This is a genomic window from Serratia sp. BW106 (genome assembly GCF_002607755.1).
GTDB classification, from domain to species: Bacteria; Pseudomonadota; Gammaproteobacteria; order Enterobacterales; family Enterobacteriaceae; genus Serratia; species Serratia proteamaculans.
The window spans coordinates 1-24,995 of record NZ_MCGS01000009.1; the positions used below are offsets into that span (position 1 = coordinate 1).

The following is a 24,995-nucleotide window of genomic DNA, read 5'->3' on the forward strand; positions in this document are numbered from 1 at the left end:
ACTTAAGTGAACGGCATTGCGCCAGAGGGCGGGCATTTTTCTTTATGCCGCAGGCTGTAACACCGCCCGGCGGGTCATTTTGAATACCGTGGCGATAGCGGCGATCAACGCCGGCACGCACAGGAACATCAAAATACTCTGCACTTCCCACTGCATGGCCAGCAACTGCGCCCCCATCATGGTACCCGCTACGCCACCAAAGCGGCCGATGCCCTGCATCCAGGCAATGCCGGTTGCACGACTGTGAGTCGGGTAAAAGGTCGCTGCCAGCGTTTGCAGGCCGGACTGCGCCCCGTTCATGGTGATCCCCATCAGGAAGATAAAGGTGCCCAGCAGCACGATATGGCTGTCTTCGGTCGCCATCGCCACAATCAGCAGCGCGGTAATGACAAAGCCGCTCGACACCACCTTATGGGCGTTCCAGCGGTCCATCAGCCAGCCGGCCACCAGAATGCCGAGGGTCCCGCCGAAGGTGAACAACGAGGTCAGGATCGCCGACTGCTCCAACTGATAACCCAGACCCTGCATCAGGATAGGCATCCAGCTCAGCAAGACGTAATAAATCACCAAACCCATAAAGTAGGTCAGCCACAGCATCAAGGTTCCGGTCAGATAAGGCCGGGTGAACAACAGGCCGACGCTGGTTTTTGATTTCGCCAGTGGCTCTTCATACAGATAAAAACGCGAGACGTTATCGAGATCCTGGCTGACAAAGCGCTGGGCGATGCGTTTGATTTTGAGCGTCTCTTTGCCGCGGTTAACCATGTACTTCACCGACTCCGGCAGGAACAGGATCAACAAGACCGTCAGCACCAGCGGAGCTATCGCCCCCAGCAACAGCACGCTGTGCCAGCCATAGGCCGGGATCAGCCACGACGAAATGGCGCCGCCGCCGGCCGCACCCAGTGGGAAACCGCAGTACATGGTGTTAATCGCCATCGAACGGCAGCGCTGCGGCGCATATTCGGAAATCAGCGTGATGGCGTTCGGCATTGCCGCACCCAGCCCCAGGCCGGTGAGAAAACGCCATAGCGTCAGACTGTTGAGCGATCCGGCATAGGCAGTAGCCAGACTCGACAGGCCGAAGAACAGGCACGAAAACACCAGCACCCGTTTGCGGCCGATACGGTCGGAGATCGGCCCGGCAACCAGTGCACCGAGTGACAGCCCCAACAGGGCGGCGCTCAGCACCGGGCCGAGATCCTGCTTCACGATGCCCCAGTCTTTGGCGACCGAAGGGGCGATATACCCCATTGCCGCAGTGTCAAAGCCATCAATGGCCAGGATCAGGAATCCCAAAATGATCAAGGTCCAGTGAAACAGCGAGAATTTGCTGTCGTCGATGGCCTGTTGAATATTCAACTCGGTGGAATGAGCCATGGCACCCTCTAAACGCAGATATGATTGTGGTGAATGAACCGCCGGAACTGACGTCCGACTTGTGCTTGCCTGTATATACATCTGCGTGTGAGCGGTTTATGTCAAATATATTTATCTTATACGTTAATTAAATGTTGTTTTTGCGAAGCAGATTACACCGTCAATGCAAGGGGATGGCACAGTAAGCGAATTAAATGAAGCCGATAGCCGGTGAGATAAGCTGCCGATAGCGCGGAGGATAAAATTTAATACAATTTCGCCTGTTTGGTCACCGGGCCGGAATCTGCGATAATCCCTTTTTACCTTTCCAGATTGAGAAACCGATGCAGTACCCGATTAATGAAATGTTCCAAACCTTGCAGGGCGAAGGCTTTTTTACCGGCGTTCCGGCCATTTTCATCCGCCTGCAGGGCTGCCCGGTAGGATGCAGCTGGTGCGATACCAAACATACCTGGGAAAAGGAAGCCAATCGGGAAGTTGATATGCAACGGATTCTGGTTAAAACCGAAGAGAGCGATGCCTGGGGCAGCGCCAGTGCCGAGCAGTTGTTGGCCGTCATGCGCCAGCAAGGTTATACCGCGAGCCACGTGGTGATCACCGGCGGTGAGCCCTGCATTTACGATCTGACCCCGCTGACCGAGTTACTGGAAGAGCACGGCTACGGCTGCCAGATTGAAACCAGTGGTACTCACGAAATTCAATGCTCGGCGAAAACCTGGGTGACGGTTTCACCCAAGGTGAATATGCGCGGTGGCATGAAGGTGTTGAGCCAGGCTTTGCAACGTGCTGATGAAGTGAAGCATCCGGTCGGACGCGAGCGTGATATTGAAGCGCTGGATGCGCTGCTGGCGACGCTGCATGATGAGAAACCGCGGATTATCGCGTTGCAGCCGATCAGTCAGAAGGAAGAGGCGACCCGCCTGTGTATTGAAACCTGCATTGCGCGCAACTGGCGCCTGTCGATGCAGACCCATAAGTATCTGAATATTGCCTAAAAAATTTAACCAAGGATGGTTAAGATTGAAAAGAAGAATTGCTTGGGAAGAGCCTTTTGATGACAGCTATGGCCCCGGATTTATTACCAGAATGTTTGTTGTTTCTGGCAGGGTCTATGCGGTGGGTTTTGAAGAGATCTACAACAATAAACAATTGGTAAATAAAGGCATTCATATTAATGCCGACATACCTGATTTCCAATTTCCAGAGGCGGGAATGTGGGCTGTCGCATTTGATCAGGTTGAAACGGTTGAAACCTGGGGCGGTTACAGTCACGTTAGGTTACCCGGATTATTGGCCGGTAAGGTGCTGCTTAAAGTTGCCAGGTCAATTATTGAGCATTACTATGTATCAAATGCAGGTGCTTATGTTTTTAGTGCTGCGCTGGATAAAGAGCATGAGAGAGATGTGGATCTCGTAAGCATTTATAATGGTTTCTTAGGGTTAGGCTATAAGAGAACAAAACCGTTAGTCGCACTGCCTAATATGAAATGTTATGGCAATCTGGGTGAGGGAGGGAGAGGATATGTCGTCACTACAGAAAGTTACTGATGCTGCCACTCTGGAGCGCTTGTCTTTAGATCTAGGTTCTAAACTTCATGCCGTGGCCAGCGATATCATGAAGAAAAAGCTACAAACCGGTGAATATGAAATGATCAATGGCCGCATCGTTGCGGTTGATCGCAAGCACAGCAAAAAAACTGCTGTTGAGGTTTGAAGCAAGATATTTTGTAGAAGGGCGCCATCGGCGCCCTTTCTTTAACCTTTATACACGCATCCCGCGGTACAGGTTTCTTTCACCATCACCGCAGTCAGTTCCGGCAACTGAGGTTTGAGCTGCTGCCAAATCCAGGCGGCAAGAACTTCGCTGGTGGGATTTTCCAATCCTGGAATATCGTTTAGATAATTGTGATCCAGGCGCTCCCAGATAGGGGAGAACACGGCTTTAAGCTCGGCGAAATCCATCACCCAACCGGTGTGTGCATCGACTTCACCGGTCACTTCCAGACGCACCATAAACGAATGCCCGTGTAGACGACCACATTTATGGCCCTCCGCGACGTTCGGCAAGCGGTGTGCGGCTTCAAACTGAAAATCTTTAAACAGCGTGGTTGCCATTATTACGGCCTCATTGACTCAAAAACCGCCGAAGTTTACCGGAAATGGAGCCTGCTTGCCATTTATACCGCTTTGGTCTACCGCCAGCCGCCGCAAAGCGGTCTTAACACTTTTTTTGTTTGGTCATTGATAGACCTATCGGTTGGGGTAATGAGTGGTAAATGCGAGTCATTCAATAAGCTTCAAAAAAACAGGTTTATTTTCATAGGGATAAAAAATACACCTTAACGCTTTAACTGCTAACCCTTACCAGAAAAACCGCTTAGTCATTTTAGTTATTATTTATGGCTATCCCTTATTTAATCGTTGCTAATCTGCTCGGTAACCTTACAAACTATCCTGATCTTTTCAGCACCACGGACTGAACGAAAAGACAGCGACTGACATTGGCGAGCACCTGGCTGGATAGGTGCCAAGTATAGGAAATAAGTACTGCAATGACGACTCAGGCACCTCCAACATCTTTGCTCCCGCTGACGCCCGAACAGCTGGCACGCCTGCAGGCGGCGATTGGTGAATATTCACCAACGCAGCTGGCGTGGCTGTCAGGTTATTTCTGGGGAATGGTTAATCAACAGCCTGGCGCCGTAGCCATTGCGCCGGTGGCCTCTGCTGCCGCCAGCATTACGCTGATCTCCGCGTCGCAAACCGGTAATGCACGCCGTCTGGCAGAACAGCTGCGTGACGATCTGTTGGCCGCCAAATTGAGCGTCACCCTGGTGAACGCCGGTGACTACAAGTTCAAGCAAATTGCCCAGGAACGTTTGCTGGTGATCGTCGCCTCCACGCAGGGGGAAGGTGATCCGGCGGAAGAGGCGGTTGCGCTGCATAAATTCCTGTTCTCGAAGAAAGCACCCAAACTCAACGAGACCGCGTTTGCGGTATTCGGGTTGGGAGACACTTCCTACGAAAACTTCTGTCAGTCGGGGAAAGACTTCGACGGCAAACTGGCCGAACTGGGTGCCGAGCGCCTGGTCGAGCGGGTTGACGCCGACGTGGAATATCAGGAACTGGCCACGGCCTGGCGTAAACAGGTAGTGGAAGTGCTGAAAGCACGTGCCCCGGCTGAAAACGCTGCACCGGGCCAGCTTGCCAGCGGCGCGGTTGATCTGCTCGACAGCAGCCCATACAGCAAAGAACAGCCGCTGACCGCGCAACTGGCGGTGAAGCAAAAAATTACCGGCCGTGCGTCAGACAAAGACGTGCGCCATATCGAGATCGACCTGGGCGATTCTGGCCTGCGTTACCGACCGGGTGACGCGCTGGGTGTATGGTTCGATAACGATCCTGCGCTGGTGGATGAGCTGGTGCAACTGCTGTGGCTGAAAGGCGACGAGTCGGTGGAAGTGGAAGGTAAAACCTTGCCGCTGGCGCAAGCGTTGCGCAGCCATTTTGAGCTGACGCAGAACACCACGCTGATTGTCGACAAATACGCGGCCCTGTCGCGTGATGAGAAGTTGATCGGCCTGCTGGCGGATAAAGCGGCGCTGCAGCATTACGCGCACAACACGCCGATTGTCGACATGGTGCGTCAGGCCCCGGCCGATCTCAACGCCGAACAGTTGATTGCTTTACTACGTCCGCTGACGCCGCGTTTGTATTCCATCGCTTCCTCGCAGGCTGAGAACGAAAACGAAGTGCACGTTACCGTCGGTGTGGTGCGCTACGACATCGACGGCCGCGAACGTGCCGGTGGCGCCTCCAGTTTCCTGGCCGATCGTCTGGAAGAGGACGGCGACCTGCGGGTCTTCATCGAACATAACGACAACTTCCGTTTGCCGGCCAACCCGGAAACACCGGTGATCATGATTGGTCCGGGTACCGGCATTGCGCCGTTCCGTGCCTTTATGCAGCAGCGTGATGCTGACGGTGCCGGTGGCAAGAACTGGCTGTTCTTCGGCAACCCGCACTTTACCGAAGATTTCCTGTATCAGGTCGAATGGCAGCGCTATGTGAAGGACGGCCTGCTGACTCGCATCGATCTGGCCTGGTCACGCGACCAGCAACATAAAGTCTACGTGCAAGACAAACTGCGCGAACAGGGCGCTGAAGTGTGGCGTTGGATCCAGGAAGGCGCACACATTTATGTCTGCGGCGATGCAAACCGCATGGCGAAGGACGTGGAAAATACATTACTGGAACTGGTGGCCGAGCACGGTGGTATGGATGCCGAGCTGGCGGATGAATTTTTAAGTGAGCTGCGCCTTGAGCGCCGTTATCAGCGAGATGTTTACTGATGAGTGATAAACACCCGGGGCCTCTGGTGGTTGAAGGCAAATTGGCCGATGCCGAGCGTTTGAAGAAAGAAAGTAACTTCCTGCGCGGCACCATTGCTGAAGATTTGAAGGACGGCCTGACCGGCGGTTTTACCGGTGACAACTTCCTGCTGATCCGTTTTCACGGCATGTACCAGCAGGACGACCGTGATATCCGTGCCGAACGCGCCGAGCAGAAGCTGGAGCCGCGTCACGCGATGATGCTGCGTTGCCGTCTGCCGGGGGGGATTATTTCCCCGCAGCAGTGGCTGGGCATTGATAAGTTTGCGCAGGAAAGCACGCTTTACGGCAGCATTCGTATCACCAACCGTCAGACCTTCCAGTTCCATGGCATTTTGAAGGGCAACGTGAAGCCGGTTCACCAACTGCTGGGCCGACTGGGCCTGGATGCGCTGGCTACCGCCAACGACGTCAACCGCAACGTGCTTTGTACCTCCAACCCGGTAGAGTCCGAGCTGCATCAGGAAGCCTACGAGTGGGCGAAGAAGATTTCTGAACATCTGCTGCCGCGTACTCGCGCTTATGCAGAAGTGTGGCTGGATCAGGAAAAAGTGGCGACCACCGACGAAGAGCCAATCCTCGGTGCTACCTATCTGCCGCGCAAATTTAAAACCACGGTGGTGATCCCGCCGCAGAATGACGTTGATCTGCACGCTAACGACATGAACTTCGTTGCGATCGCCAAAAACGGCAAGCTGGTGGGCTTCAACCTGCTGGTGGGCGGTGGTTTGTCGATTGAACACGGCAACAAGAAAACTTATGCCCGCCAGGCCAGTGAATTCGGCTATATCCCGCTGGAACACACGCTGGCCGTCGCGGAAGCGGTAGTGACCACTCAACGCGACTGGGGCAATCGTACCGATCGCAAGAACGCCAAAACCAAATATACGCTGGAGCGCGTCGGGGTCGACACCTTCCGTGCTGAAGTGGAAAAACGGGCAGGCATCACTTTCGAGCCAATCCGCCCGTACGAATTCACCGGTCGCGGCGATCGCATCGGTTGGGTGAAAGGCATTGATGATCAATGGCACCTGACGCTGTTTATCGAGAATGGCCGGTTGTTGGATTACCCAGAGCGTCCGCTGAAAACCGGCGTTGCCGAGATCGCACGGATCCACAAAGGGGATTTCCGTCTGACCGCCAACCAGAACCTGATCGTCGCCGGCGTGCCGGAAAGCGAGAAGGCGAAGATCGAAGCTCTGGCACGGGATCATGGTCTGATCGACGACGGGGTCAGCGTACAGCGTCAAAACTCGATGGCCTGCGTATCTTTCCCAACCTGCCCATTGGCAATGGCAGAGGCCGAGCGTTTTCTGCCGGAGTTCGTCACCAAAGTGGAAGGGATCCTGCACCGGCACGGGGTGGGTGACGAGCACATTGTGCTGCGCATCACCGGTTGCCCGAACGGCTGTGGGCGCGCGCTGCTGGCGGAGATTGGTCTGGTAGGTAAAGCGGTTGGCCGCTATAACCTGCATCTTGGCGGTAACCGGGAAGGCACGCGTATTCCGCGCATGTATCGCGAAAATATTAACGAAGAAGAAATTCTGCGAGAGATTGACCAACTGGTGGGCCGTTGGGCCACCGAGCGCACGGCAGGCGAAGGCTTTGGTGATTTCACCATCCGCGCCGGTGTGGTCCGGCCGGTGGTTGATCCGGCACAGGATTTCTGGAACTGACGCCATTTGGCCCCGCTGTCACAGGGGGCTGGATCTGCGCGGTATGATTCAAGTATCAGGAGGCAGGCAACATGGCTGAATTCAATCTGGCAGAGCTGAATGCGCTGCCCAAGTCTGGGCAGGCGTTGGCACTGGCGGTGGTTAATGGTCAGTTGGAGACACTTTCTGCCGAGCAACGTGTGGAATGGGCGCTGGAACATCTGCCGGGCGAGTTTGTGCTCTCTTCAAGCTTTGGCATTCAGGCGGCGGTGTGCCTGCATTTGGTCACCAGGATCAAGCCGGATATCCCGGTGATCCTCACCGATACCGGCTATCTGTTCCCGGAAACCTATCAGTTTATCGACCAGTTGGCTGACAAACTGAAGCTGAACCTGCAGGTGTTCCGCGCCGAGCAGTCGCCTGCCTGGCAGGAGGCACGCTATGGCAAACTGTGGGAGCAGGGCGTTGAGGGCATAGAGAAGTACAACCAGCTTAACAAGGTTGAACCGATGAACCGCGCGCTGGAAACCCTGGGCGGACAGACCTGGTTCGCCGGCCTGCGCCGTGAGCAATCCGGCAGTCGCGCTCATTTGCCAGTGTTGGCGGTACAACGCGGGGTGTTCAAGATCCTGCCGATTATCGACTGGGACAACCGCAAAATTTATCAATACCTCACCGAGCACGGCCTGAGTTACCACCCGCTGTGGGAGCAAGGCTATCTGTCGGTAGGGGATACCCATACCACGCAGAAATGGGAACCGGGCATGAGCGAAGAAGAAACCCGTTTCTTCGGTCTGAAGCGCGAGTGCGGCCTGCACGAAGGCTAATACCCTATTAAACCGGCCAGGGGCTCAGCATTTGCTGGGCCCTTGTTAATTCAGCAACATATGCCGCCAGAGTGCCGCACCGATATCTTGGCGGGTATGCAAAATAAGTAGAATATCTACGCGATTTTCTGTCACTTCATACAGCGTTCGGTAGTCGTGACGATCCAGTCGCTCACGTACCGCCAGCCCAAATTCAGCTAACTGAACGTTATACCGGCAGCGTAGCGGATCAAGGCGTAAATGTTGGAGAGTATCGGCAAACAGTGACTCAACGAATCTTGCTGAGCCTTGTGGGCCAAGAGTGGAGGCCTTAAAGGATTCAATATCGCTGAGGCACTGCAATGCTGTATTCGTAAGGTGAACATCATACATGGTGGTGATCCTTACCCCCGTGATGCGCGTAACCTTTGTAATGCCTCTTCAGCAGAAAGTGTTCTGCCTTCGGTGACATCCTGTTTTGCCTTCAAGGTCAGTTTCAGCAACGCATGCGTTTGCCGTTCTCGTTCCCAAGCGGCGAGCTCTTCCTGGCGCTCGGCTGCAGTTTGAACGAATAATTCAGCGGTTCCATTTCTCGTCACCCAAACACCTCCCTCGAAATTTTCGGGAGAGCCGAGGCTTTCCCGCGTCGCTTTCTGCGACAGGGTCTTTTGCGTGCTCATCAGTAGGGCTCCTGCTGCGTATTCCTGGCAACAGTATACTCAGTCGAGTACTGGGGTACAAAATTTGTACTGAATTTTGCCCCCGATACGACTACTTCTTCTTGGGTGTTTTTACCGGGTGTGCCTGTGCCAGCTCTTTGATCAGCGGCAACAGGATCTGCACGCTCTCGCGGCTGCGCTTGTCGATTCGCCCTGGCAGATTACGCTCCAGGTATTGCAGGTTATCGTACTGCGGGCGATGCCAGCTCACGCCCTGTGGGAAATGCGGGCTGACGGCGCGTTGTTGATAGCCGTCTTTATCACCCAGTGACCAATTGGTGGCTTCGACGGCCAGTACCGGGATACCTGCTTTATCAAACACTTCCTGATCGGAGCAGCAGCCGGTGCCTTTTGGGTGCGCCTTAGTACCCGGGTTAGTGGCGGCGGCGATGCCGTAGCGATGGGCAATATCCAGCGCGCGATCGCGGCTCTGTTTCGCCAGTTTCGGCGGCGTGTTGAGACCGGAATTGAAGTACAGGCGATCGCCGGTAATCAGGCTGTCGAGGTTAATCACCAGCAGCGTATTACGTTTCTCTTCCGGGCTTATGCGCTGCAAATAGTTCTGTGCACCCAGCGAACCGATCTCTTCGGCGCTGGTGGCGACAAAGCGCAGGCCGTAAGTCGTGGGGATATTCTTCAGGCGTTCCGCCAACTCCAACATCACACCAACGCCAGAGGCATTGTCATCGACGCCCTGTAGCGTCAAGCCGCCGAGATTGTTGTCCAGATCGGCATCGCTCTTCGGCGTATAGGTATCAAAATGCGCCACGATCAGGATTTGCTGCGGATTACTGCCATTTTTGGCGGCGATCACCGAGCTGGCGGTGACGTTATTCCAGTTCTTCTTGCCGTCTTTGCTGGTGTAGATATACCGGGTATTGAAACTGCGGATATCGCTCTGATACCCCATCTTGCTGAACTGCTGGTTCAGATAATCGGCGGTGAGCAATTCGGCTGGGCTGCCTGCCATACGGCCGGGGAAATAGGTGGCAATATGACGAATTTGATCGGCGGCGAACTTGCCCATCGGGGCCTCTTTCGCGGGCTGGGCGGCAGCCGAAACGCTGAAAATACCGCCAAGCACTGCCACCAGCAGGCCGGTCTTCAGGTAAACGCGGGAAAACATACCGAAAAATCCTTCTTTTTAATGTCGGTAATACCGATTCTTTTTGCGGCTCTCAGTATGAGACTCGGCGGCAGATTAAACAATTTCCTCCGCTCTGAAATTTACGCTGTGCAGGCAAAATTTCGGCGCTGTGCGCAACTATTGATATCGATCCCGGGTTCGTGCAACACATTTTGCGAAATGCTGGGCATATTACGGGAATCGGTATTTAACCATGGCCAGCGTGTGGTTTATTATTCGGCGATAAGGTTCATACGGATCGAAGGAGAAACCCTGATGTTGGACAAGTGTGATAACAGGTTCGGCCTGATGGAGAAGAAAGCTGAGTATGTGGAACATACCCTCAATCAGGTCAAAACCGATTTGGCGACGCTGACCATGCGTTCAGTGGAGTTTGTTACCAAAGGCGATTTGCATAAGGAAGTGGGATTGCTGCAGCGGGAGATCGGTTTGGTTCATAAAGAGATGGCTAATCAAACCAAATGGATGGTTAGCACCATATTGGTTGTAGCCGGACTGTGCATGACTGCCGCGAAGTTTTGGTTTTAACTTCCGTCCCCTGGCGCCTGCCTGGGCTGGTTCATCGCTGTGGCCATACCGGGCGTGAAACCGCCGCAAACCCTGACGCGGCGTGCCTTATTCCATTATTGCACTAGTCATTCCTTTTCGTCATTTCAGAGGCTAAATCTCAGCCCGTATAGTCACAGTATCTTCCTGCATAGATGAAAAGGCTGTTGTGGACTATCTACCTATATTTGCCGACCTAAAACAACGTCCGGTGCTGGTCGTTGGCGGCGGTGAAGTGGCTGCGCGCAAAGTTGATCTTCTCCTGCGCGCCGGGGCTGAAATACGGATAGTTGCGCAGTCACTCTCACCGATACTCGAACAATTACGTCAGCAGGGGCAAGTCCACTGGCTGGGAAAAGCTTTTGTCGCTCAGCAACTGGATGAGGTTTTCCTGGTGATTGCCGCCACTGATGACAGTGCGCTGAATGCCGAGGTGTTTGCCGAAGCGGATAAACGCCGGGTGCTGGCCAATGTGGTGGACGATCAGCCGCGCTGCTCGTTCATCTTCCCGTCGATAATCGACCGTTCACCCCTGGTGGTGGCCGTCTCTTCCAGCGGCCAGGCTCCGGTGTTGGCGCGCATGCTGCGTGAAAAACTCGAAGCCTTGTTGCCCGCCAGCCTGGGGCAGATGGCCGAGGTCGCCGGGCGCTGGCGCGGGCAGGTGAAACAACGGCTGAATGCGATCGGTGAACGTCGGCGCTTTTGGGAAAAAACCTTTGGTGGTCGCTTCGCAACGCTGGTGGCCAATGGCCAAACCGCCGAAGCGGAACGGCAACTGGAGCAAGACTTACAGCAGTTTGCCCAGGGCAGTGAAGGCACTCAGGGCGAAATCTCGCTGGTGGGCGCCGGGCCGGGCGACGTGGGGTTACTGACCCTGCGCGGGTTGCAGGTGATGCAGCAGGCCGACGTGGTGCTGTATGACCATCTGGTCAGCGATGAAATCCTTGATTTGGTTCGTCGCGATGCCGAACGCATCTGCGTGGGCAAACGCGCCGGAGCGCATTCGGTGATCCAGGAGGAAACCAACCGCCTGCTGGTGGAACTGGCGCAACAGGGCAAGCGTGTGGTGCGGTTGAAGGGGGGCGATCCCTTTATCTTTGGCCGGGGCGGCGAAGAATTGCAGGTGGCTGCTGCGGCAGGCATTCCGTTCCAGGTGGTGCCGGGTGTGACCGCTGCCGCCGGGGCTACCGCCTATGCAGGTATCCCGCTGACGCACCGCGATCACGCACAAAGTGTCACCTTTATTACCGGTCACTGTCGTCCCGACGGCGATGGGCTGGACTGGGCCGACCTGGCGCGTGCGCGTCAGACTCTGGCTATCTATATGGGCACCATGAAGGCGGCGGATATCAGCCAGCGCCTGATAGCCCACGGCCGCTCGGCCACTACGCCCGTAGCGGTCATCAGCCGCGGCACGCGTGCGGACCAACTGGTGCAAACCGGTACGCTGCAACAACTCGAACAATTGGCTCAACAGGCACCGTTACCGGCGCTGCTGGTGATCGGCGAAGTGGTGGAGTTACATCACCAAATCGCCTGGTTTGGGCATCAACCGCAGACGGAAGGGGTATCACGCCCAGCCGTCGTGAATTTGGCTTAAGGATCTGTTATGGACGAAAAACGACTCACTCATTTGCGGCAATTGGAGGCGGAGAGTATCCATATCATCCGTGAAGTCGCCGCTGAATTCGGCAACCCGGTGATGCTCTATTCCATCGGTAAAGACTCTTCCGTGATGCTGCATCTGGCGCGTAAGGCCTTTTACCCGGGCACGCTGCCGTTCCCTCTGCTGCACGTGGATACCGGCTGGAAATTCAGTGAAATGTACCAATTCCGTGATCGCACCGCGAAGGAATACGGTTTTGAACTGTTGATCCACAAAAACCCGGAAGGCGTGGCGATGGGCATCAACCCGTTCGTTCACGGCAGTGCCAAGCACACCGATATCATGAAAACCGAAGGCCTGAAGCAGGCGCTGAACAAATACGGTTTTGATGCCGCCTTTGGCGGTGCTCGCCGTGACGAAGAGAAGTCACGCGCCAAAGAGCGTATCTATTCTTTCCGCGACCGTTTCCACCGCTGGGATCCGAAGAACCAGCGTCCGGAGCTGTGGCACAACTATAACGGCCAGATTAACAAGGGCGAGAGCATTCGTGTGTTCCCGCTGTCGAACTGGACCGAGCTGGATATCTGGCAGTACATCTTCCTGGAAAAGATCGACATTATCCCGTTGTACCTGGCGAAACCACGCCCGGTGGTAGAGCGCGACGGCATGCTGCTGATGGTGGACGACGATCGCATCGATCTGCAGCCGGGTGAAGTGATCAGCCAGCGCATGGTGCGTTTCCGCACGCTGGGTTGCTGGCCGCTGACCGGTGCGGTGGAGTCCGAGGCCGAAACGCTGCCCGAAATCATCGAAGAGATGTTGGTGTCCACCACCAGTGAGCGCCAGGGACGGATGATCGACCGCGATCAGTCCGGTTCGATGGAGCTGAAAAAGCGTCAAGGGTATTTCTAAGGAGCCGCCGGATGAATAACGCAATTGCACAACAAATCGCTGAACAGGGCGGGGTCGAGTCTTACCTGCACGCACAGCAACATAAAAGTCTGTTACGGTTCCTGACCTGCGGCAGCGTCGACGACGGTAAAAGTACCCTGATCGGCCGCCTGCTGCACGATACCCGCCAGATCTACGAAGATCAGCTGTCAACGTTGCACAGTGACAGCAAGCGCATCGGCACCCAGGGCGAAAAGCTCGATCTGGCATTGCTGGTCGACGGTCTGCAGGCCGAGCGTGAACAGGGCATTACCATCGATGTGGCCTATCGTTATTTCTCGACCGAAAAGCGCAAGTTTATTATCGCCGATACGCCGGGGCATGAGCAGTACACCCGTAATATGGCGACCGGTGCCTCTACCTGCGATTTGGCGATCCTGTTGATCGACGCACGCAAAGGGGTGCTGGATCAAACTCGCCGACACAGCTTTATCGCTACGTTGCTGGGGATCCGCCATCTGGTGGTCGCGGTCAATAAAATGGACCTGGTGGATTATCAAGAGTCGGTATTCGAGCAGTTCAAACAGGACTATCTGACCTTCGCCCAGCAGTTGCCGAACGATCTGGACATCAAGTTTGTCCCGCTATCGGCGCTGGACGGCGATAATGTGGCCAGCGAAAGCACCCAGATGCCTTGGTATAACGGCCCAACGCTGCTGCAGGTGCTGGAAAGCGTGGATGTGATCAGCGAGCGTGAAACGCAGCCGCTGCGCTTCCCGGTGCAATATGTTAACCGTCCGAACCTGGATTTTCGTGGCTATGCCGGCACCCTGTCTGCCGGTGTGGTGCGCGTGGGCCAACGCGTGAAGGTGCTGCCTTCCGGTGTGGAATCTACCGTTGCACGCATTGTTACCTTTGATGGCGATTTGCAGGAAGCGGTGCCGGGTGAGGCGATCACGCTGGTGCTGAAGGATGAAGTGGATATCAGCCGTGGCGATTTGCTGGTCGATGCCGGGGAAACCTTGCAGGCGGCGCAAAGCGCATTGGTCGACGTGGTGTGGATGGCCGAGAAGCCGCTGTTGCCAGGGCAGAGCTATGACATCAAGGTTGCCGGTAAAAAGACCCGTGCACGGGTGGAAGGTATTCGTCACCAGGTAGAAATTAACTCGCTGGCCCAACATCAGGCCGACACCTTGCCGCTGAACGGCATTGGTCTGGTGGAGCTGACTTTCGACGAGCCGCTGGTGCTGGACAGCTATCAGCGTAACCATGATACCGGTGGGCTGATTTTTATCGATCGCCTGAGTAACGTCACGGTCGGCGCCGGATTGATCCGCGAAACCTTGCAGGACGCTCCGGTAGCGGCAGGGGAGTTCAGTGCGTTCGAGCTGGAACTGAATGCTCTGGTACGCAAACACTTCCCGCATTGGGGCGCGCGTGACCTGATCGGGGGCAAATAACGTGGCCGATGCAGAGCAACGGCCAACCGGGCCGGAGGACGATAACGTGGTCTGGCACCCGCATGCGGTAGCGCGTGCGGATCGTGAAGCCCGTAATGGCCATAAAGGCGTGGTGCTGTGGTTTACCGGGCTGTCCGGCTCGGGTAAATCCACCGTCGCCGGTGCACTGGAGCAGGCGCTGCACGCCCTTGGCGTCAGCACCTATCTGTTGGATGGCGATAACGTGCGCCATGGCCTGTGCCGAGATCTGGGCTTTTCCGATGACGATCGACGCGAGAACATTCGCCGCGTGGGTGAAGTGTCCAAACTGATGGTGGACGCCGGACTGGTGGTGCTGACCGCGTTTATTTCACCGCACCGCGCAGAACGGCAGATGGTGCGCCAACTGCTTGATGAAGATCGCTTTATCGAGGTGTTTGTCGACACGCCGCTGGCGATTTGTGAGGAGCGCGATCCGAAGGGATTGTACAAAAAAGCCCGCGCCGGCGAACTGCGTAATTTCACCGGAATTGACTCGGTTTACGAGGCACCGCAACGGCCGGATATTCACCTTGATGGCCAACAATTGGTAACAAATTTGATTGCGCAATTGTTAGACGTGCTGCGTGGTCGGGCTATTATCAAACCCTGAATTCAGAAAAGCGTGTGGCGTTTTTGCGTCATACGCTTTTTACGCTAAGCCCGCCGAAGAGCGTGCCGAATAACCAGGGATCACTATGCAAAATGTCTCGCCTATCTTGATTGACTCAAACCAGGAGAAAGAGGAACCCTCTTATTCTTTCCTGGGCGGCGTCTGTGGCTTTGTTTTCTACTGGCTGGCGTTCGCGGTGCCGTTCGTGGTCTATGGCTCCAACACCCTCTTCTTCCTGCTCTACACCTGGCCGTTCTTCCTGGCCCTGATGCCGGTTTCGGTGCTGATTGGCATTACGCTCAGCATGCTGCTGCGTGGCCGTCTGATCCTGACGTTGCTGCTGACTGGCGCTATCGTGCTGTGTCTGTTCTGGCTGGTATTCAGTTTTCTGACCGGTTGGTGAGAGAGCGGGCGCAGTTGCCTGCGCCCGAAGCATTGCAAAGCCGTGCCGAAGGTTACAAAACTTTGCTTAGAAAAGCCTGCGTTCGCGGGTTGGCAGGCTGGCTGAAAATCTGCTGCGGCGTGCCTTCTTCCTGAATGATCCCTTGATCGATAAACAACACCCGATCGGCCACTTCGCGGGCAAAACCCATCTCGTGGGTTACCACCACCATGGTCATTCCTTCGTGTGCCAACGACTTCATGACCGCCAGCACTTCGCCGACCAACTCGGGATCAAGCGCTGAGGTGGGTTCGTCGAACAGCATGATTTTCGGCTCCATCGCCAGCGCCCGGGCAATCGCCACCCGCTGTTGTTGGCCGCCGGACAGGCTGCTGGGATAGGCGTCAATCTTGTCCAACAGACCCACTTTACGTAACAGCGCTTCTGCGCGCAGGACGGCGTCGGCGCGCGACAGCTTTTTCACCCCCATCGGCGCCATAATAATGTTCTCCAGCACCGTCATATGCGGGAACAGGTTAAAGCGCTGGAACACCATCCCCACACTCTCACGCATTTTATTGAGATCGGTTTTCTGGCTGTGTATGGCAAAACCGTTAACCAGGACCTCGCCGCCAGAAAGCGTTTCCAGCGCGTTGATACAACGCAGGAAGGTGCTTTTACCGGAGCCGGACGGGCCGATGACGCAGACCACTTCGTTGGTCGCGATTTCGCAGGAGATGCCACGCAGTACGTGGCTTTCGCCGAATTGTTTTTGCAGATTATGTACGCGAATCACTTTTCCCGAACCTCTTTTCCATGTGTTGCACCATCAGCGAAAGCAGGAAGGTGAGGACCCAATAGACCAGCGAAATGGTCAGGTAGGGCTCCCAATAGGTGGCATAGGCGCCGGAAACCGTCCGGGCGGCATAGGCCAGATCGGCCAGGCCGATGGCGGAGGCCAATGAGGAATCCTTGACGATGGCAATGGCGTTGTTGCCCAGCGGTGGCAGCATGCGACGGAATGCCTGTGGCAGGATCACCTTGCGCATGGTTTTGCCGTAGCTCATGCCCAGTGAGCGTGAAGCCTCCATCTGGCCGCGATCGATTGACTGAATGCCGGCACGGAAAATTTCCGAAACGTAGGCACCGGCGTTGAGCGTAATCGCCACGACGCAGGAGAGAAACGCGCCGTAGTCGGAGCGCAGCGCACGGGCGAAGTCACTGCTCATCAGGCCGTTGGTGACCAGCAGGCCGTCACGTGGGTTGATAAACAACGGTACCAGGGCAAAGTGCACCACCATGATCTGCACAAACAGCGGTGTGCCGCGGAAGGCACTGATATAAATGCGCACCGGCCATTGGACGCCGTAATGCAGTATCGGTTTCCAGATGCCGTGCGGTGCTTGTGCCAGACGCCCTAACCCCAGGAGCAGCCCCCAGGTGGTGCCCAATATCACGCAGATAATGGTGCATTTGATGGTCATCCAGGCGCCTTCCATAAACAGCGGGGCGTACTCCTGGATAATCTCCCAACGGAAATTCAATGGGTGTTCCTTCTCGGTGTACTCAAAGAGATTGTTGCTCCGGAGCTCGAGCGAGCTCCGGTCACTTAAGGCTTATTCGGCAGGCAGCGTCGGCACGTTGCTGTCAAACCAGGTCTGGTAAATTTTGGCGTAGGTGCCGTCGGCGATGATTTTCTTCAGGCCGGCGTTGATCTTGCCGCGCAGTTCCTCGTTGCCCTTGGCAACGGCAATGCCGAAATACTGACGCTCGAATTTGGCGTCGGACACCAGTTTGAACTCTTTTTCCGGGTGAGTTTTGATGTAGAACTTGGCCACGCCAACGTCGCCCACGGCGGCGCCGATGCCGTCTTCGTACAGCTCCTGCAGCAGCAGCGGAGTGTTGTCGAAGCGTTTGATGGCGGTGCTGTTTTTGCCCAGCACGTCGGATACCACAATGTCGCCGGTGCTGGAGTTCACCACACCGACCTTCAGCGCTTTCAACGCGGCGATGGAGTTCACGTTAGAGTCTTTAGGCACCACGATAGTCTGCTCCGCCGGGAAGTAAGGCGCAGAGAAATCAACCATTTGCTTGCGTTTGTCGGTGATGGTGATGCCGGAGATAATGATGTCGCGATCGCCGGAATTCAGCGTGGCGAAGATCCCTTCCCACGGTGTATTCACCAGCTTGACCTGGAAGCCTTCGGCCTTGGCCACGGCCTTGATGATATCAATATCAAAGCCTTCCAGCTGTTTGTTGCTGTTTTCGAATTCGAACGGACGATAGGTGCCGCCGGAGCCGACGACGTAAGTAGGTTCGGCTGCCAGGGCAGAAGCCGACAGGGTGGCGGCCAGGCAGGCGCCAATCAGAACTAAGCGTTTTAACATCACTATCCCCGGTAATTAAAAGTTATCCATTGGATTTATTTATGCACTATGAGTGCATAAAAATAATCCTTAATGAATAAAAACACAACTCTTACCTGATGATGGAATTTTCAATGGTGTTAAATATGCACTTTTCGTTCGTGGTCGGCGGAAGCGTTGGCAAAACGACGGGGCAGCCAGTTTTTCTTGCTGCATAACCGAGAAAAACCCTGATTGAGGGAGGGCGGTGCTGTCGATCTGTGTCTTATCGGGTGAAAGTGGTTTTTTTTGCCGCTTTCGGCGCGAATTTAGGTTATAAACTCAAGAAATTCTCATCCTACTCTGAATTTGGCGGTGAAATGCCGTTCTCAGTGTGGAGTCCAACGAAAAGTTGTGGGATGATTAGGCGGTTTTTCAGGGGGCGGAGATGGGAAAACTTACGCTGTTATTGCTGGCATTGCTCGGTTGGTTACAGTATTCACTGTGGCTGGGCAAAAATGGTGTTCACGATTACGTGCGGGTCAATGATGACGTTGCAGTCCAACAGGGCAGCAATGCGAAATTGAAAGCGCGTAACGATCAGCTGTTCGCCGAAATCGACGATTTGAACGGCGGTCAGGAAGCGATCGAAGAGCGTGCGCGCAATGAACTGAGCATGATTAAGCCCGGTGAAACTTTCTATCGTCTGGTTCCTGATCAATCCAGACGCAACGCGGCGTCCTCCTCGCAAAATAACCTACAAAAGTAACGCATGAATCACTCCGCAGGAACCGTTCCACCGGTGATTGCCGTCCTGCCCGCTGCCGGTATCGGCAGCCGTATGCAGGCGGATTGCCCGAAGCAGTATTTAACCATCGGCCACCAAACCATTCTTGAGCATGCGATCCACGCGTTATTGCGCCATCCGCGTATTCCGCAGGTGATTGTGGCGATCGGCCCCGATGACCAGCAATTTCACCAGTTACCTATTGCCAGGGATCCCCGCGTGCGGGTCACCGTCGGCGGTCAGCAACGCGCCGATTCGGTAATGGCCGGCTTGCAACTGGCCGGTGAGGCAAAATGGGTGCTGGTACACGATGCTGCGCGGCCCTGTCTGCATGCCGACGATCTGGAACGCCTGTTGGCGATCACCGAACACAGCGAGGTGGGGGGGATTTTGGCCGCACCGGTACGTGACACCATGAAGCGTGCCGAGCCGGGTCACAGTGCAATCTCCCATACCGTTGAGCGTCAGGACCTGTGGCATGCGTTAACGCCGCAGCTATTCCCGCTGGCCTTGCTTAAACTTTGCCTGCAGCGCGCGTTGGACGACGGCGCGACGGTCACCGATGAGGCCTCTGCGCTGGAGCATTGTGGCTATCATCCGTTGCTGGTCAGTGGACGCTCGGACAATATTAAAGTCACGCGCCCGGAAGATTTGGCGCTGGCGGCCTTCTATTTAACTCAGTTGGACAATTAAGGAGCGCATCATGCGTATCGGTCACGGTTTTGACGTACATAAATTTGGTGGCGAAGGGCCGCTGGTGATCGGTGGTGTTCGTATCCCTTATGAAAAAGGTTTGCTGGCCCACTCCGACGGTGATGTGGCGCTGCACGCGGCGACCGATGCCCTGCTGGGTGCGGCGGCGTTGGGGGATATTGGCAAGCTGTTCCCGGACACAGACCCCGCTTTCAAAGGCGCCGACAGCCGCGTGCTGCTGCGTGAGGCCTGGAAACGTATCCGCGCCAAAGGCTACCGTCTGGGGAATCTGGATATCACCATTATTGCCCAGGCCCCTAAAATGGCGTCGCATATCCCGCAAATGCGCGTTTTCCTGGCGGAAGACCTGCAATGCCATATGGATGACGTTAACGTTAAGGCTACCACCACCGAACAGCTCGGATTCACCGGGCGCGGCGAAGGTATTGCCTGCGAAGCGGTTGCCTTGTTGATCAAGGAATAAGCGCATGGATATGACTAACCTGACCTGGCTGCATGGCCAGCCGCAGAGCACCGGCGTGTTGAAAGCCAACCCGGAAGATTTCGTGGTGGTGGAAGACCTGGGTTTTGAGCCGGACGGCGAAGGCGAACATGTGCTGGTGAACATCCGCAAAAATGGCTGCAACACCCAGTTTGTTGCCGATTATCTGGCGCGCTTTGCCGGTATTCACGCCCGCTCTGTCAGTTATGCTGGTCTGAAAGATCGTCATGCGGTGACCGAGCAGTGGTTCTGCCTGCATTTGCCGGGTAAAGAAACCCCCGATTTTACTCAGTTCTCACTGGAGGGCTGCGAAGTGCTGACCAGCGCCCGCCACCTGCGTAAAATGCGTATTGGCACGCTGAAAGGCAATGCCTTCACGCTGGTACTGCGTCATATTTCCGACCGTCAGGATGTCGAACCGCGTCTGCAGGCGATTGCGGCCAGCGGTGTGCCGAACTATTTTGGCAGCCAGCGCTTTGGTCGCGGTGGCAATAATCTGGTGATGGCGCGGCGTTGGGCGAATGATGAGATCCGGGTTAAAGAACGCAGCAAGCGCAGTTTTTATCTTTCTGCCAGCCGCAGTGCGTTGTTTAATCTGATTGCCAGCCGGCGTCTGGCCAATCAGCAGCAATATACCGTGCTGGAAGGAGATGCCTTGCAGCTCAGTGGTCGTGGCAGCTGGTTTGTTGCCAAGCCTGAAGAGTTGGAAGCGCTGCAACAGCGGCTGGATGCCGGCGAACTGATGATTACCGCCCCCTTGCCGGGTGACGGCGAGCCGGGCACCGCCGGTGAAGCGTTAAATTTTGAACAGCAGTGTTTGCTGGAGCAACCGGAACTGATGGCGCTTTTAAAGCGTGAACGTGTTGATCCGGCCCGCCGTGCACTGTTGTTACAGCCAAAAAATATGCAGTGGGACTGGTGGGATGATGCCACCGTTGAACTGCGTTTTTGGCTACCGGCCGGCAGTTTCGCCACCAGCGTGGTGCGCGAAATTATGCGGCAGGACAGCAGTGATGCGGATATTAGTGAGTAATAGAAAACCTGCTTAGGCAGGTTTTTTTTCGTCTGGAGCATGACGGCGCCATGAGGTGTATTGGCCCTGTCTGCGGTTTTTGGTGTTAAGAAGTGTGCCGAAGCCGGTCGAAAATTCGTCTTTTCCCTTGGTGACTGGACATGCCGGGGGGAGTGAACATAATATCTGCTGGTTAAGCCCCTCCTTTTGGGCGTTCATTCCGAGTAGTTAAATAGCCGGCCCGCTTAAAAAGGGTCAGGTTGAGAGATAAAAAAGAAGACAACCTCTTATGCGGATATTGCTGAGTAATGACGACGGCGTGACCGCCCCGGGCATTCAGGTGCTGGCGGCGGCATTGCGAGAGTTCGCCGAAGTTCAAGTTGTGGCACCGGATCGTAACCGCAGTGGTTCATCCAATGCGCTGACGCTGGAATCCCCATTGCGCACCCTGACGATGCCCAATGGCGATATCGCCGTACAGCAGGGAACGCCGACCGACTGTGTGTATCTGGGTGTGAATGCCCTGATGCAGCCTGCGCCGGATATCGTGGTTTCCGGTATCAACGCCGGGCCTAATCTGGGGGATGACGTTATCTATTCCGGCACCGTAGCGGCTGCTATGGAAGGGCGCCATTTGGGGTTACCTGCGCTGGCCGTGTCGCTGAACGGCCATCAGCATTATGCGACCGCCGCGGCTATCACCTGTCGGGTACTGCGTGCGTTACTGCGGGAACCGTTGCGAACCGGTAAAATTCTGAATATTAACGTGCCGGATTTGCCGCTGGACCAGATTAAGGGCATTCGTGTGACCCGCTGCGGCAGCCGCCATCCGGCTGACAAGGTGTTCTGTCAACAAGATCCGCGCGGGCAAAATCTCTATTGGATCGGGCCGCCGGGTGCTAAGTTTGATGCCGGGCCAGACACGGATTTCGCTGCGGTAGAACAAGGTTATGTGGCCATCACGCCACTGCAGGTGGATTTAACCGCCTATGCGGCTCAGGACGTGGTAAAAACGTGGTTAACCAAAGCAGGGGTCGGCGGGGAATGGTGAACAAGCGTATGCAAACATTGCTGACGCAGCTGCGTCAACAGGGGATCCGGGACGAACGGTTGCTGCAGGCGATCGAAGCAGTGCCGCGGGAACGTTTTGTTGATGAAGCACTTGAACACAAGGCCTATGAGAATACCGCGTTACCCATTGGCTCCGGCCAAACGATCTCCCAACCTTATATGGTCGCACGCATGACCGAACTGCTGAACCTGACGCCAACCTCCCGGGTATTGGAGATCGGTACCGGTTCCGGCTATCAAACCGCCATCCTGGCGCATCTGGTGCAGCATGTTTGCTCTGTTGAACGCATCAAAGGGCTGCAATGGCAGGCCAAGCGCCGGTTGAAACAACTCGATCTTCACAATGTTTCCACCCGTCACGGCGATGGCTGGCAGGGCTGGGCATCGCGCGGGCCGTTTGATGCCATCATTGTCACGGCGGCACCACCGGAGATCCCCCCGGCGCTGATGGAGCAGTTGGACGACGGTGGCATTCTGGTGTTACCGGTCGGTGAGCAGGCCCAAACGCTGAAGTACATTCGGCGCCAGGGAAGCGAATTTGTTATCGATACCGTCGAAGCGGTGCGTTTTGTTCCCCTGGTGAAGGGCGAATTGGCCTAGCGATTGTCTGAATTTTCGACAGGAAACGAAATCTGTTGCACTTTCATCACCTCCGGTTAATGTTTTAACGTTTCAATAAAACTAATTTTCAATACAATTGCCTTTCTGCGCAGTTGTCTTATGGTGCAGCGGCGCTAATGTGGTTAGCATTGGCGCGCTGTTTTGAGGCTCCGGCATGAGGATTTCCTGACGTTCAGGGATCGGCCGTGGGCACCTTTCAGGGTAGAAATCGAGAGAATGTTAAAAGCTCAGCTACCATGTAAAGGGTATTTGGATATATCGCTGATATTGCTGTCATGGGGGAAGCATGAGCACGGGAAGCCCAATGATTACATTACGCCGGGTTGCGGTGTGTACGATGGTAAGTTTGTGGTTGGCAGGTTGTTCGAACACTGAGTCGACATCGGCCCCTATTAGTAGTGTGGACGGTGGCGGAGCCGCTGCATCCGGCAATGCTGGATCACAGGCTAATGCTGAAGGGCACATTGTTTACAACCGCAGTTACACTTCGATCCCCAAAGGGAGCTACAGCGGTAATACCTATACGGTTAAGCGCGGAGACACGCTGTTTTACATCGCCTGGATCACCGGAAACGATTACCGTGACCTGGCCCAGCGCAATAATATTCCTGAACCATACAGCCTGAATGTCGGCCAAAGCATTCAGCTTGGTAATGGTTCTGCCAACGGAAACGGCGGCATGCTGGCGGCAACAGACGCAACCAGCGGCGGTGTTCCGAAGCCGCCATCGACCTCTCAGATACAAACTGCAACGGTTGATTCTCCATCAACTAACGCGTATTCTGATAATTCGGGTAAACAGAATGTAGGTAAGATGTTACCTACAGCAGGTGCAGTGGCGGCAACTACCGCAACAGCCCCTGTTACCGCACCGGTAGTTGCTCCACCAGTGAGCAGCACCGTCAGCAACAGCGCCCCAGTAAGTACCTGGAGATGGCCGACTGACGGTAAGATTATTGATAACTTTTCCTCATCAGAAGGTGGGAATAAAGGTGTCGATATCGCCGGGACTCGTGGGCAGCCAATCTTCGCTACCGCCGATGGTCGTGTAGTGTACGCAGGCAACGCTTTACGGGGTTACGGTAATCTAATCATCATCAAACACAATGATGATTACCTGAGCGCCTACGCTCACAACGACACAATGCTGGTCCGGGAACAACAAGAAGTGAAGGCGGGTCAAAAAATAGCCACCATGGGTAGCACCGGAACCAGTTCAGTACGTTTGCATTTTGAAATTCGTTACAAGGGGAAATCCGTAAACCCGCTGCGTTATCTTCCGCAGCGATAGATTGGGCAGAATACGCTGTATTCTGCTCGCGGTATCACGGGTAGGAGCAGCATATGAGCCAAAATACGCTGAAAGTTAACGAGTTACATGACGATGCGGATTTCGACGAGAACGCAACGGAAGCGGAATCATTCGACGAAAAAACACTGGTTGAAGAAGAGGCCAGTGAGAGTGATTTAGCGGAAGAAGAGTTGTTGTCACAAGGCGTGACCCAACGCGTATTGGATGCGACGCAGCTCTATCTTGGCGAAATCGGTTATTCTCCGCTGCTGACCGCAGAGGAAGAAGTTTATTTTGCGCGGCGTGCACTGCGCGGTGACGTGCCGTCCCGCCGCCGAATGATTGAAAGTAACCTGCGGTTGGTGGTGAAAATCGCCCGCCGTTACAGCAATCGCGGCCTGGCGCTGCTGGATCTGATTGAAGAGGGTAACCTCGGTCTGATCCGTGCGGTGGAAAAGTTTGACCCAGAACGCGGTTTCCGTTTCTCGACTTACGCAACCTGGTGGATCCGGCAGACGATTGAACGGGCGATCATGAACCAAACCCGTACCATCCGCTTGCCTATCCACATTGTTAAAGAACTGAATGTCTATTTGCGCACCGCGCGCGAGCTTTCTCATAAACTGGATCATGAACCGAGCGCTGAAGAGATTGCAGAGCAACTCGACAAGCCGGTCGATGACGTCAGCCGTATGCTGCGTCTGAACGAACGTATCACTTCTGTCGATACGCCGTTGGGCGGGGATTCAGAGAAGGCTTTGCTGGATATTCTGGCAGACGAGAAAGACAACGGACCGGAAGACACCACGCAAGACGATGACATGAAACAGAGCATCGTTAAATGGCTGTTCGAACTGAACGCCAAACAGCGTGAAGTGCTGGCGCGTCGCTTTGGCCTGTTGGGCTACGAAGCGGCAACGCTTGAAGATGTGGGCCGTGAAATTGGCCTGACTCGCGAGCGAGTACGCCAGATCCAGGTTGAAGGTTTACGCCGTTTACGTGAAATTCTGCAAATGCAGGGCCTGAGCATTGAGGCACTGTTCCGCGAGTAACGTCGAC

At 55.2% G+C, this 24,995-nt stretch carries 28 protein-coding genes; 20 read left to right on the top strand and 8 right to left on the bottom strand.

From position 1 onward, the window contains the following. Positions 1–42: 42 nt before the first annotated feature. Positions 43–1,380 (bottom strand): aromatic acid/H+ symport family MFS transporter, encoded by a 1,338-nt coding sequence (locus tag BEI65_RS07325; RefSeq protein WP_099062771.1) that lies wholly within the window; start codon positions 1,378–1,380, stop codon positions 43–45. Between the two features lie 323 nt (positions 1,381–1,703). Between BEI65_RS07325 and queE the strand changes: the two genes are divergently transcribed. Genes queE through BEI65_RS26760 form a run of 3 tightly spaced genes read left to right on the top strand, consistent with a single transcriptional unit; the run spans position 1,704 to position 3,094 of the window. Beyond that, entirely contained in the window at positions 1,704–2,375 is a 672-nt protein-coding gene (queE, locus tag BEI65_RS07330; protein WP_099062772.1) for a 7-carboxy-7-deazaguanine synthase QueE, read from the top strand. A gap of 25 nt (positions 2,376–2,400) precedes the next feature. After that, positions 2,401–2,928, top strand: a complete 528-nt coding sequence (locus BEI65_RS07335) for a hypothetical protein (protein ID WP_099062773.1) — start codon at positions 2,401–2,403, stop codon at positions 2,926–2,928. Then, the gene (locus tag BEI65_RS26760) at positions 2,903–3,094 is read left to right on the top strand and encodes a hypothetical protein (RefSeq protein WP_139815969.1); all 192 of its coding nucleotides are present in this window, start codon (positions 2,903–2,905) and stop codon (positions 3,092–3,094) included. Before BEI65_RS07335 ends, BEI65_RS26760 begins: the two co-directional genes overlap by 26 nt. Positions 3,095–3,135: 41 nt before the next feature. Here BEI65_RS26760 and queD read toward each other — a convergent pair whose 3' ends face one another. Next, a complete protein-coding gene (queD, locus tag BEI65_RS07340) occupies positions 3,136–3,495 on the bottom strand; it encodes a 6-carboxytetrahydropterin synthase QueD (protein ID WP_012005257.1) in 360 nt (119 codons plus the stop codon). 437 nt (positions 3,496–3,932) lie between these two features. On the opposite strand from queD, the gene cysJ reads away from it, so the two are divergent. The 3 genes from cysJ to BEI65_RS07355 all read left to right on the top strand — a co-directional run bounded on the left by cysJ (position 3,933) and on the right by BEI65_RS07355 (position 8,253). After that, positions 3,933–5,732, top strand: coding sequence for an NADPH-dependent assimilatory sulfite reductase flavoprotein subunit (gene cysJ / locus BEI65_RS07345; RefSeq protein ID WP_085120268.1), 1,800 nt, complete (start codon positions 3,933–3,935; stop codon positions 5,730–5,732). Beyond that, positions 5,732–7,447 carry an assimilatory sulfite reductase (NADPH) hemoprotein subunit gene (gene cysI / locus BEI65_RS07350; protein WP_099062774.1) on the top strand — a complete coding sequence of 572 codons (1,716 nt, stop codon included), beginning with the start codon at positions 5,732–5,734 and terminating at the stop codon, positions 7,445–7,447. Before cysJ ends, cysI begins: the two co-directional genes overlap by 1 nt. Positions 7,448–7,518: 71 nt before the next feature. Next, entirely contained in the window at positions 7,519–8,253 is a 735-nt protein-coding gene (locus tag BEI65_RS07355) for a phosphoadenylyl-sulfate reductase (RefSeq protein WP_099062775.1), read from the top strand. A gap of 45 nt (positions 8,254–8,298) precedes the next feature. Here the strand turns inward: BEI65_RS07355 and BEI65_RS07360 are convergent, their stop codons facing one another. From BEI65_RS07360 to BEI65_RS07370, 3 genes are all read right to left on the bottom strand, one after another. Continuing rightward, positions 8,299–8,625, bottom strand: a complete 327-nt coding sequence (locus BEI65_RS07360; RefSeq protein ID WP_099062776.1) for a type II toxin-antitoxin system RelE/ParE family toxin — start codon at positions 8,623–8,625, stop codon at positions 8,299–8,301. Positions 8,626–8,636: 11 nt separating this feature from the next. Continuing rightward, on the bottom strand, positions 8,637–8,912 hold the full coding sequence (locus tag BEI65_RS07365; protein ID WP_085120271.1) for a hypothetical protein: 276 nt from the start codon (positions 8,910–8,912) through the stop codon (positions 8,637–8,639). Positions 8,913–9,003: 91 nt separating this feature from the next. After that, on the bottom strand, positions 9,004–10,041 hold the full coding sequence (locus BEI65_RS07370; RefSeq protein ID WP_232519026.1) for an aminopeptidase: 1,038 nt from the start codon (positions 10,039–10,041) through the stop codon (positions 9,004–9,006). On the opposite strand from BEI65_RS07370, the gene BEI65_RS27120 reads away from it, so the two are divergent. From BEI65_RS27120 to BEI65_RS07400, 6 genes are all read left to right on the top strand, one after another. Continuing rightward, complete coding sequence (locus tag BEI65_RS27120; RefSeq protein ID WP_232519029.1) at positions 9,946–10,626, top strand: hypothetical protein; 681 nt, start codon at positions 9,946–9,948, stop codon at positions 10,624–10,626. The genes BEI65_RS07370 and BEI65_RS27120 overlap by 96 nt on opposite strands. A 187-nt stretch (positions 10,627–10,813) precedes the next feature. Beyond that, positions 10,814–12,244 (top strand): siroheme synthase CysG, encoded by a 1,431-nt coding sequence (cysG, locus tag BEI65_RS07380; RefSeq protein ID WP_099062779.1) that lies wholly within the window; start codon positions 10,814–10,816, stop codon positions 12,242–12,244. A 9-nt stretch (positions 12,245–12,253) separates the two neighbouring features. Continuing rightward, positions 12,254–13,162 carry a sulfate adenylyltransferase subunit CysD gene (cysD, locus tag BEI65_RS07385; RefSeq protein WP_037424720.1) on the top strand — a complete coding sequence of 303 codons (909 nt, stop codon included), beginning with the start codon at positions 12,254–12,256 and terminating at the stop codon, positions 13,160–13,162. 11 nt (positions 13,163–13,173) lie between these two features. After that, entirely contained in the window at positions 13,174–14,601 is a 1,428-nt protein-coding gene (cysN, locus tag BEI65_RS07390) for a sulfate adenylyltransferase subunit CysN (RefSeq protein WP_099062780.1), read from the top strand. Between the two features lies 1 nt (position 14,602). Further along, positions 14,603–15,232, top strand: coding sequence for an adenylyl-sulfate kinase (gene cysC / locus BEI65_RS07395; RefSeq protein WP_099062781.1), 630 nt, complete (start codon positions 14,603–14,605; stop codon positions 15,230–15,232). An 85-nt stretch (positions 15,233–15,317) separates the two neighbouring features. Further along, entirely contained in the window at positions 15,318–15,635 is a 318-nt protein-coding gene (locus BEI65_RS07400) for a DUF3561 family protein (RefSeq protein WP_012005269.1), read from the top strand. Positions 15,636–15,687: 52 nt separating this feature from the next. On the opposite strand, the gene BEI65_RS07405 is transcribed toward BEI65_RS07400, so the two are convergent. The 3 genes from BEI65_RS07405 to BEI65_RS07415 form a co-directional block, all read right to left on the bottom strand. Beyond that, on the bottom strand, positions 15,688–16,410 hold the full coding sequence (locus tag BEI65_RS07405; protein ID WP_099062782.1) for an amino acid ABC transporter ATP-binding protein: 723 nt from the start codon (positions 16,408–16,410) through the stop codon (positions 15,688–15,690). Then, positions 16,394–17,113 carry an amino acid ABC transporter permease gene (locus BEI65_RS07410; RefSeq protein WP_051922616.1) on the bottom strand — a complete coding sequence of 240 codons (720 nt, stop codon included), beginning with the start codon at positions 17,111–17,113 and terminating at the stop codon, positions 16,394–16,396. Before BEI65_RS07410 ends, BEI65_RS07405 begins: the two co-directional genes overlap by 17 nt. Before the next feature lie 117 nt (positions 17,114–17,230). Continuing rightward, positions 17,231–18,001, bottom strand: coding sequence for a basic amino acid ABC transporter substrate-binding protein (locus BEI65_RS07415; protein ID WP_099062783.1), 771 nt, complete (start codon positions 17,999–18,001; stop codon positions 17,231–17,233). Positions 18,002–18,407: 406 nt separating this feature from the next. On the opposite strand from BEI65_RS07415, the gene ftsB reads away from it, so the two are divergent. The 8 genes from ftsB (at position 18,408) to rpoS (ending at position 24,988) form a co-directional block, all read left to right on the top strand. Continuing rightward, on the top strand, positions 18,408–18,728 hold the full coding sequence (gene ftsB, locus BEI65_RS07420) for a cell division protein FtsB (RefSeq protein ID WP_012005273.1): 321 nt from the start codon (positions 18,408–18,410) through the stop codon (positions 18,726–18,728). Positions 18,729–18,731: 3 nt separating this feature from the next. Then, the gene (ispD, locus tag BEI65_RS07425) at positions 18,732–19,439 is read left to right on the top strand and encodes a 2-C-methyl-D-erythritol 4-phosphate cytidylyltransferase (protein ID WP_099062784.1); all 708 of its coding nucleotides are present in this window, start codon (positions 18,732–18,734) and stop codon (positions 19,437–19,439) included. 10 nt (positions 19,440–19,449) lie between these two features. Continuing rightward, positions 19,450–19,923 carry a 2-C-methyl-D-erythritol 2,4-cyclodiphosphate synthase gene (ispF, locus tag BEI65_RS07430; RefSeq protein WP_099062785.1) on the top strand — a complete coding sequence of 158 codons (474 nt, stop codon included), beginning with the start codon at positions 19,450–19,452 and terminating at the stop codon, positions 19,921–19,923. Between the two features lie 4 nt (positions 19,924–19,927). Next, on the top strand, positions 19,928–20,974 hold the full coding sequence (gene truD / locus BEI65_RS07435) for a tRNA pseudouridine(13) synthase TruD (protein WP_099062786.1): 1,047 nt from the start codon (positions 19,928–19,930) through the stop codon (positions 20,972–20,974). Between the two features lie 268 nt (positions 20,975–21,242). Continuing rightward, positions 21,243–22,004 (top strand): 5'/3'-nucleotidase SurE, encoded by a 762-nt coding sequence (gene surE / locus BEI65_RS07440; RefSeq protein WP_099062787.1) that lies wholly within the window; start codon positions 21,243–21,245, stop codon positions 22,002–22,004. Further along, positions 21,998–22,624 (top strand): protein-L-isoaspartate(D-aspartate) O-methyltransferase, encoded by a 627-nt coding sequence (locus BEI65_RS07445; protein WP_012005278.1) that lies wholly within the window; start codon positions 21,998–22,000, stop codon positions 22,622–22,624. The genes surE and BEI65_RS07445 overlap by 7 nt, the downstream gene beginning before the upstream one ends. Before the next feature lie 325 nt (positions 22,625–22,949). Further along, complete coding sequence (nlpD, locus tag BEI65_RS07455) at positions 22,950–23,936, top strand: murein hydrolase activator NlpD (protein ID WP_198404416.1); 987 nt, start codon at positions 22,950–22,952, stop codon at positions 23,934–23,936. A 53-nt stretch (positions 23,937–23,989) separates the two neighbouring features. Beyond that, complete coding sequence (gene rpoS / locus BEI65_RS07460) at positions 23,990–24,988, top strand: RNA polymerase sigma factor RpoS (RefSeq protein ID WP_099062789.1); 999 nt, start codon at positions 23,990–23,992, stop codon at positions 24,986–24,988. Positions 24,989–24,995 lie beyond the last annotated feature (7 nt).

Excerpts from the sequence above, each read along its gene's own strand:
- queE (WP_099062772.1), top strand. The coding sequence starts at position 1,704 with ATGCAGTACCCGATTAATGAAATGTTCCAAACCTTGCAGGGCGAAGGC.
- surE (WP_099062787.1), top strand. The coding sequence starts at position 21,243 with ATGCGGATATTGCTGAGTAATGACGACGGCGTGACCGCCCCGGGCATT.
- BEI65_RS07355 (WP_099062775.1), top strand. The coding sequence starts at position 7,519 with ATGGCTGAATTCAATCTGGCAGAGCTGAATGCGCTGCCCAAGTCTGGG.
- BEI65_RS26760 (WP_139815969.1), top strand. The coding sequence starts at position 2,903 with ATGTCGTCACTACAGAAAGTTACTGATGCTGCCACTCTGGAGCGCTTG.
- queD (WP_012005257.1), bottom strand. The coding sequence starts at position 3,495 with ATGGCAACCACGCTGTTTAAAGATTTTCAGTTTGAAGCCGCACACCGC.
- BEI65_RS07365 (WP_085120271.1), bottom strand. The coding sequence starts at position 8,912 with ATGAGCACGCAAAAGACCCTGTCGCAGAAAGCGACGCGGGAAAGCCTC.
- cysN (WP_099062780.1), top strand. The coding sequence starts at position 13,174 with ATGAATAACGCAATTGCACAACAAATCGCTGAACAGGGCGGGGTCGAG.
- cysJ (WP_085120268.1), top strand. The coding sequence starts at position 3,933 with ATGACGACTCAGGCACCTCCAACATCTTTGCTCCCGCTGACGCCCGAA.
- cysD (WP_037424720.1), top strand. The coding sequence starts at position 12,254 with ATGGACGAAAAACGACTCACTCATTTGCGGCAATTGGAGGCGGAGAGT.
- rpoS (WP_099062789.1), top strand. The coding sequence starts at position 23,990 with ATGAGCCAAAATACGCTGAAAGTTAACGAGTTACATGACGATGCGGAT.
- BEI65_RS07325 (WP_099062771.1), bottom strand. The coding sequence starts at position 1,380 with ATGGCTCATTCCACCGAGTTGAATATTCAACAGGCCATCGACGACAGC.
- BEI65_RS07415 (WP_099062783.1), bottom strand. The coding sequence starts at position 18,001 with ATGTTAAAACGCTTAGTTCTGATTGGCGCCTGCCTGGCCGCCACCCTG.
- cysI (WP_099062774.1), top strand. The coding sequence starts at position 5,732 with ATGAGTGATAAACACCCGGGGCCTCTGGTGGTTGAAGGCAAATTGGCC.
- ftsB (WP_012005273.1), top strand. The coding sequence starts at position 18,408 with ATGGGAAAACTTACGCTGTTATTGCTGGCATTGCTCGGTTGGTTACAG.
- BEI65_RS27120 (WP_232519029.1), top strand. The coding sequence starts at position 9,946 with ATGACGAATTTGATCGGCGGCGAACTTGCCCATCGGGGCCTCTTTCGC.
- BEI65_RS07410 (WP_051922616.1), bottom strand. The coding sequence starts at position 17,113 with ATGGAAGGCGCCTGGATGACCATCAAATGCACCATTATCTGCGTGATA.
- BEI65_RS07400 (WP_012005269.1), top strand. The coding sequence starts at position 15,318 with ATGCAAAATGTCTCGCCTATCTTGATTGACTCAAACCAGGAGAAAGAG.
- ispD (WP_099062784.1), top strand. The coding sequence starts at position 18,732 with ATGAATCACTCCGCAGGAACCGTTCCACCGGTGATTGCCGTCCTGCCC.
- BEI65_RS07445 (WP_012005278.1), top strand. The coding sequence starts at position 21,998 with ATGGTGAACAAGCGTATGCAAACATTGCTGACGCAGCTGCGTCAACAG.
- truD (WP_099062786.1), top strand. The coding sequence starts at position 19,928 with ATGGATATGACTAACCTGACCTGGCTGCATGGCCAGCCGCAGAGCACC.
- ispF (WP_099062785.1), top strand. The coding sequence starts at position 19,450 with ATGCGTATCGGTCACGGTTTTGACGTACATAAATTTGGTGGCGAAGGG.
- nlpD (WP_198404416.1), top strand. The coding sequence starts at position 22,950 with ATGATTACATTACGCCGGGTTGCGGTGTGTACGATGGTAAGTTTGTGG.
- BEI65_RS07360 (WP_099062776.1), bottom strand. The coding sequence starts at position 8,625 with ATGTATGATGTTCACCTTACGAATACAGCATTGCAGTGCCTCAGCGAT.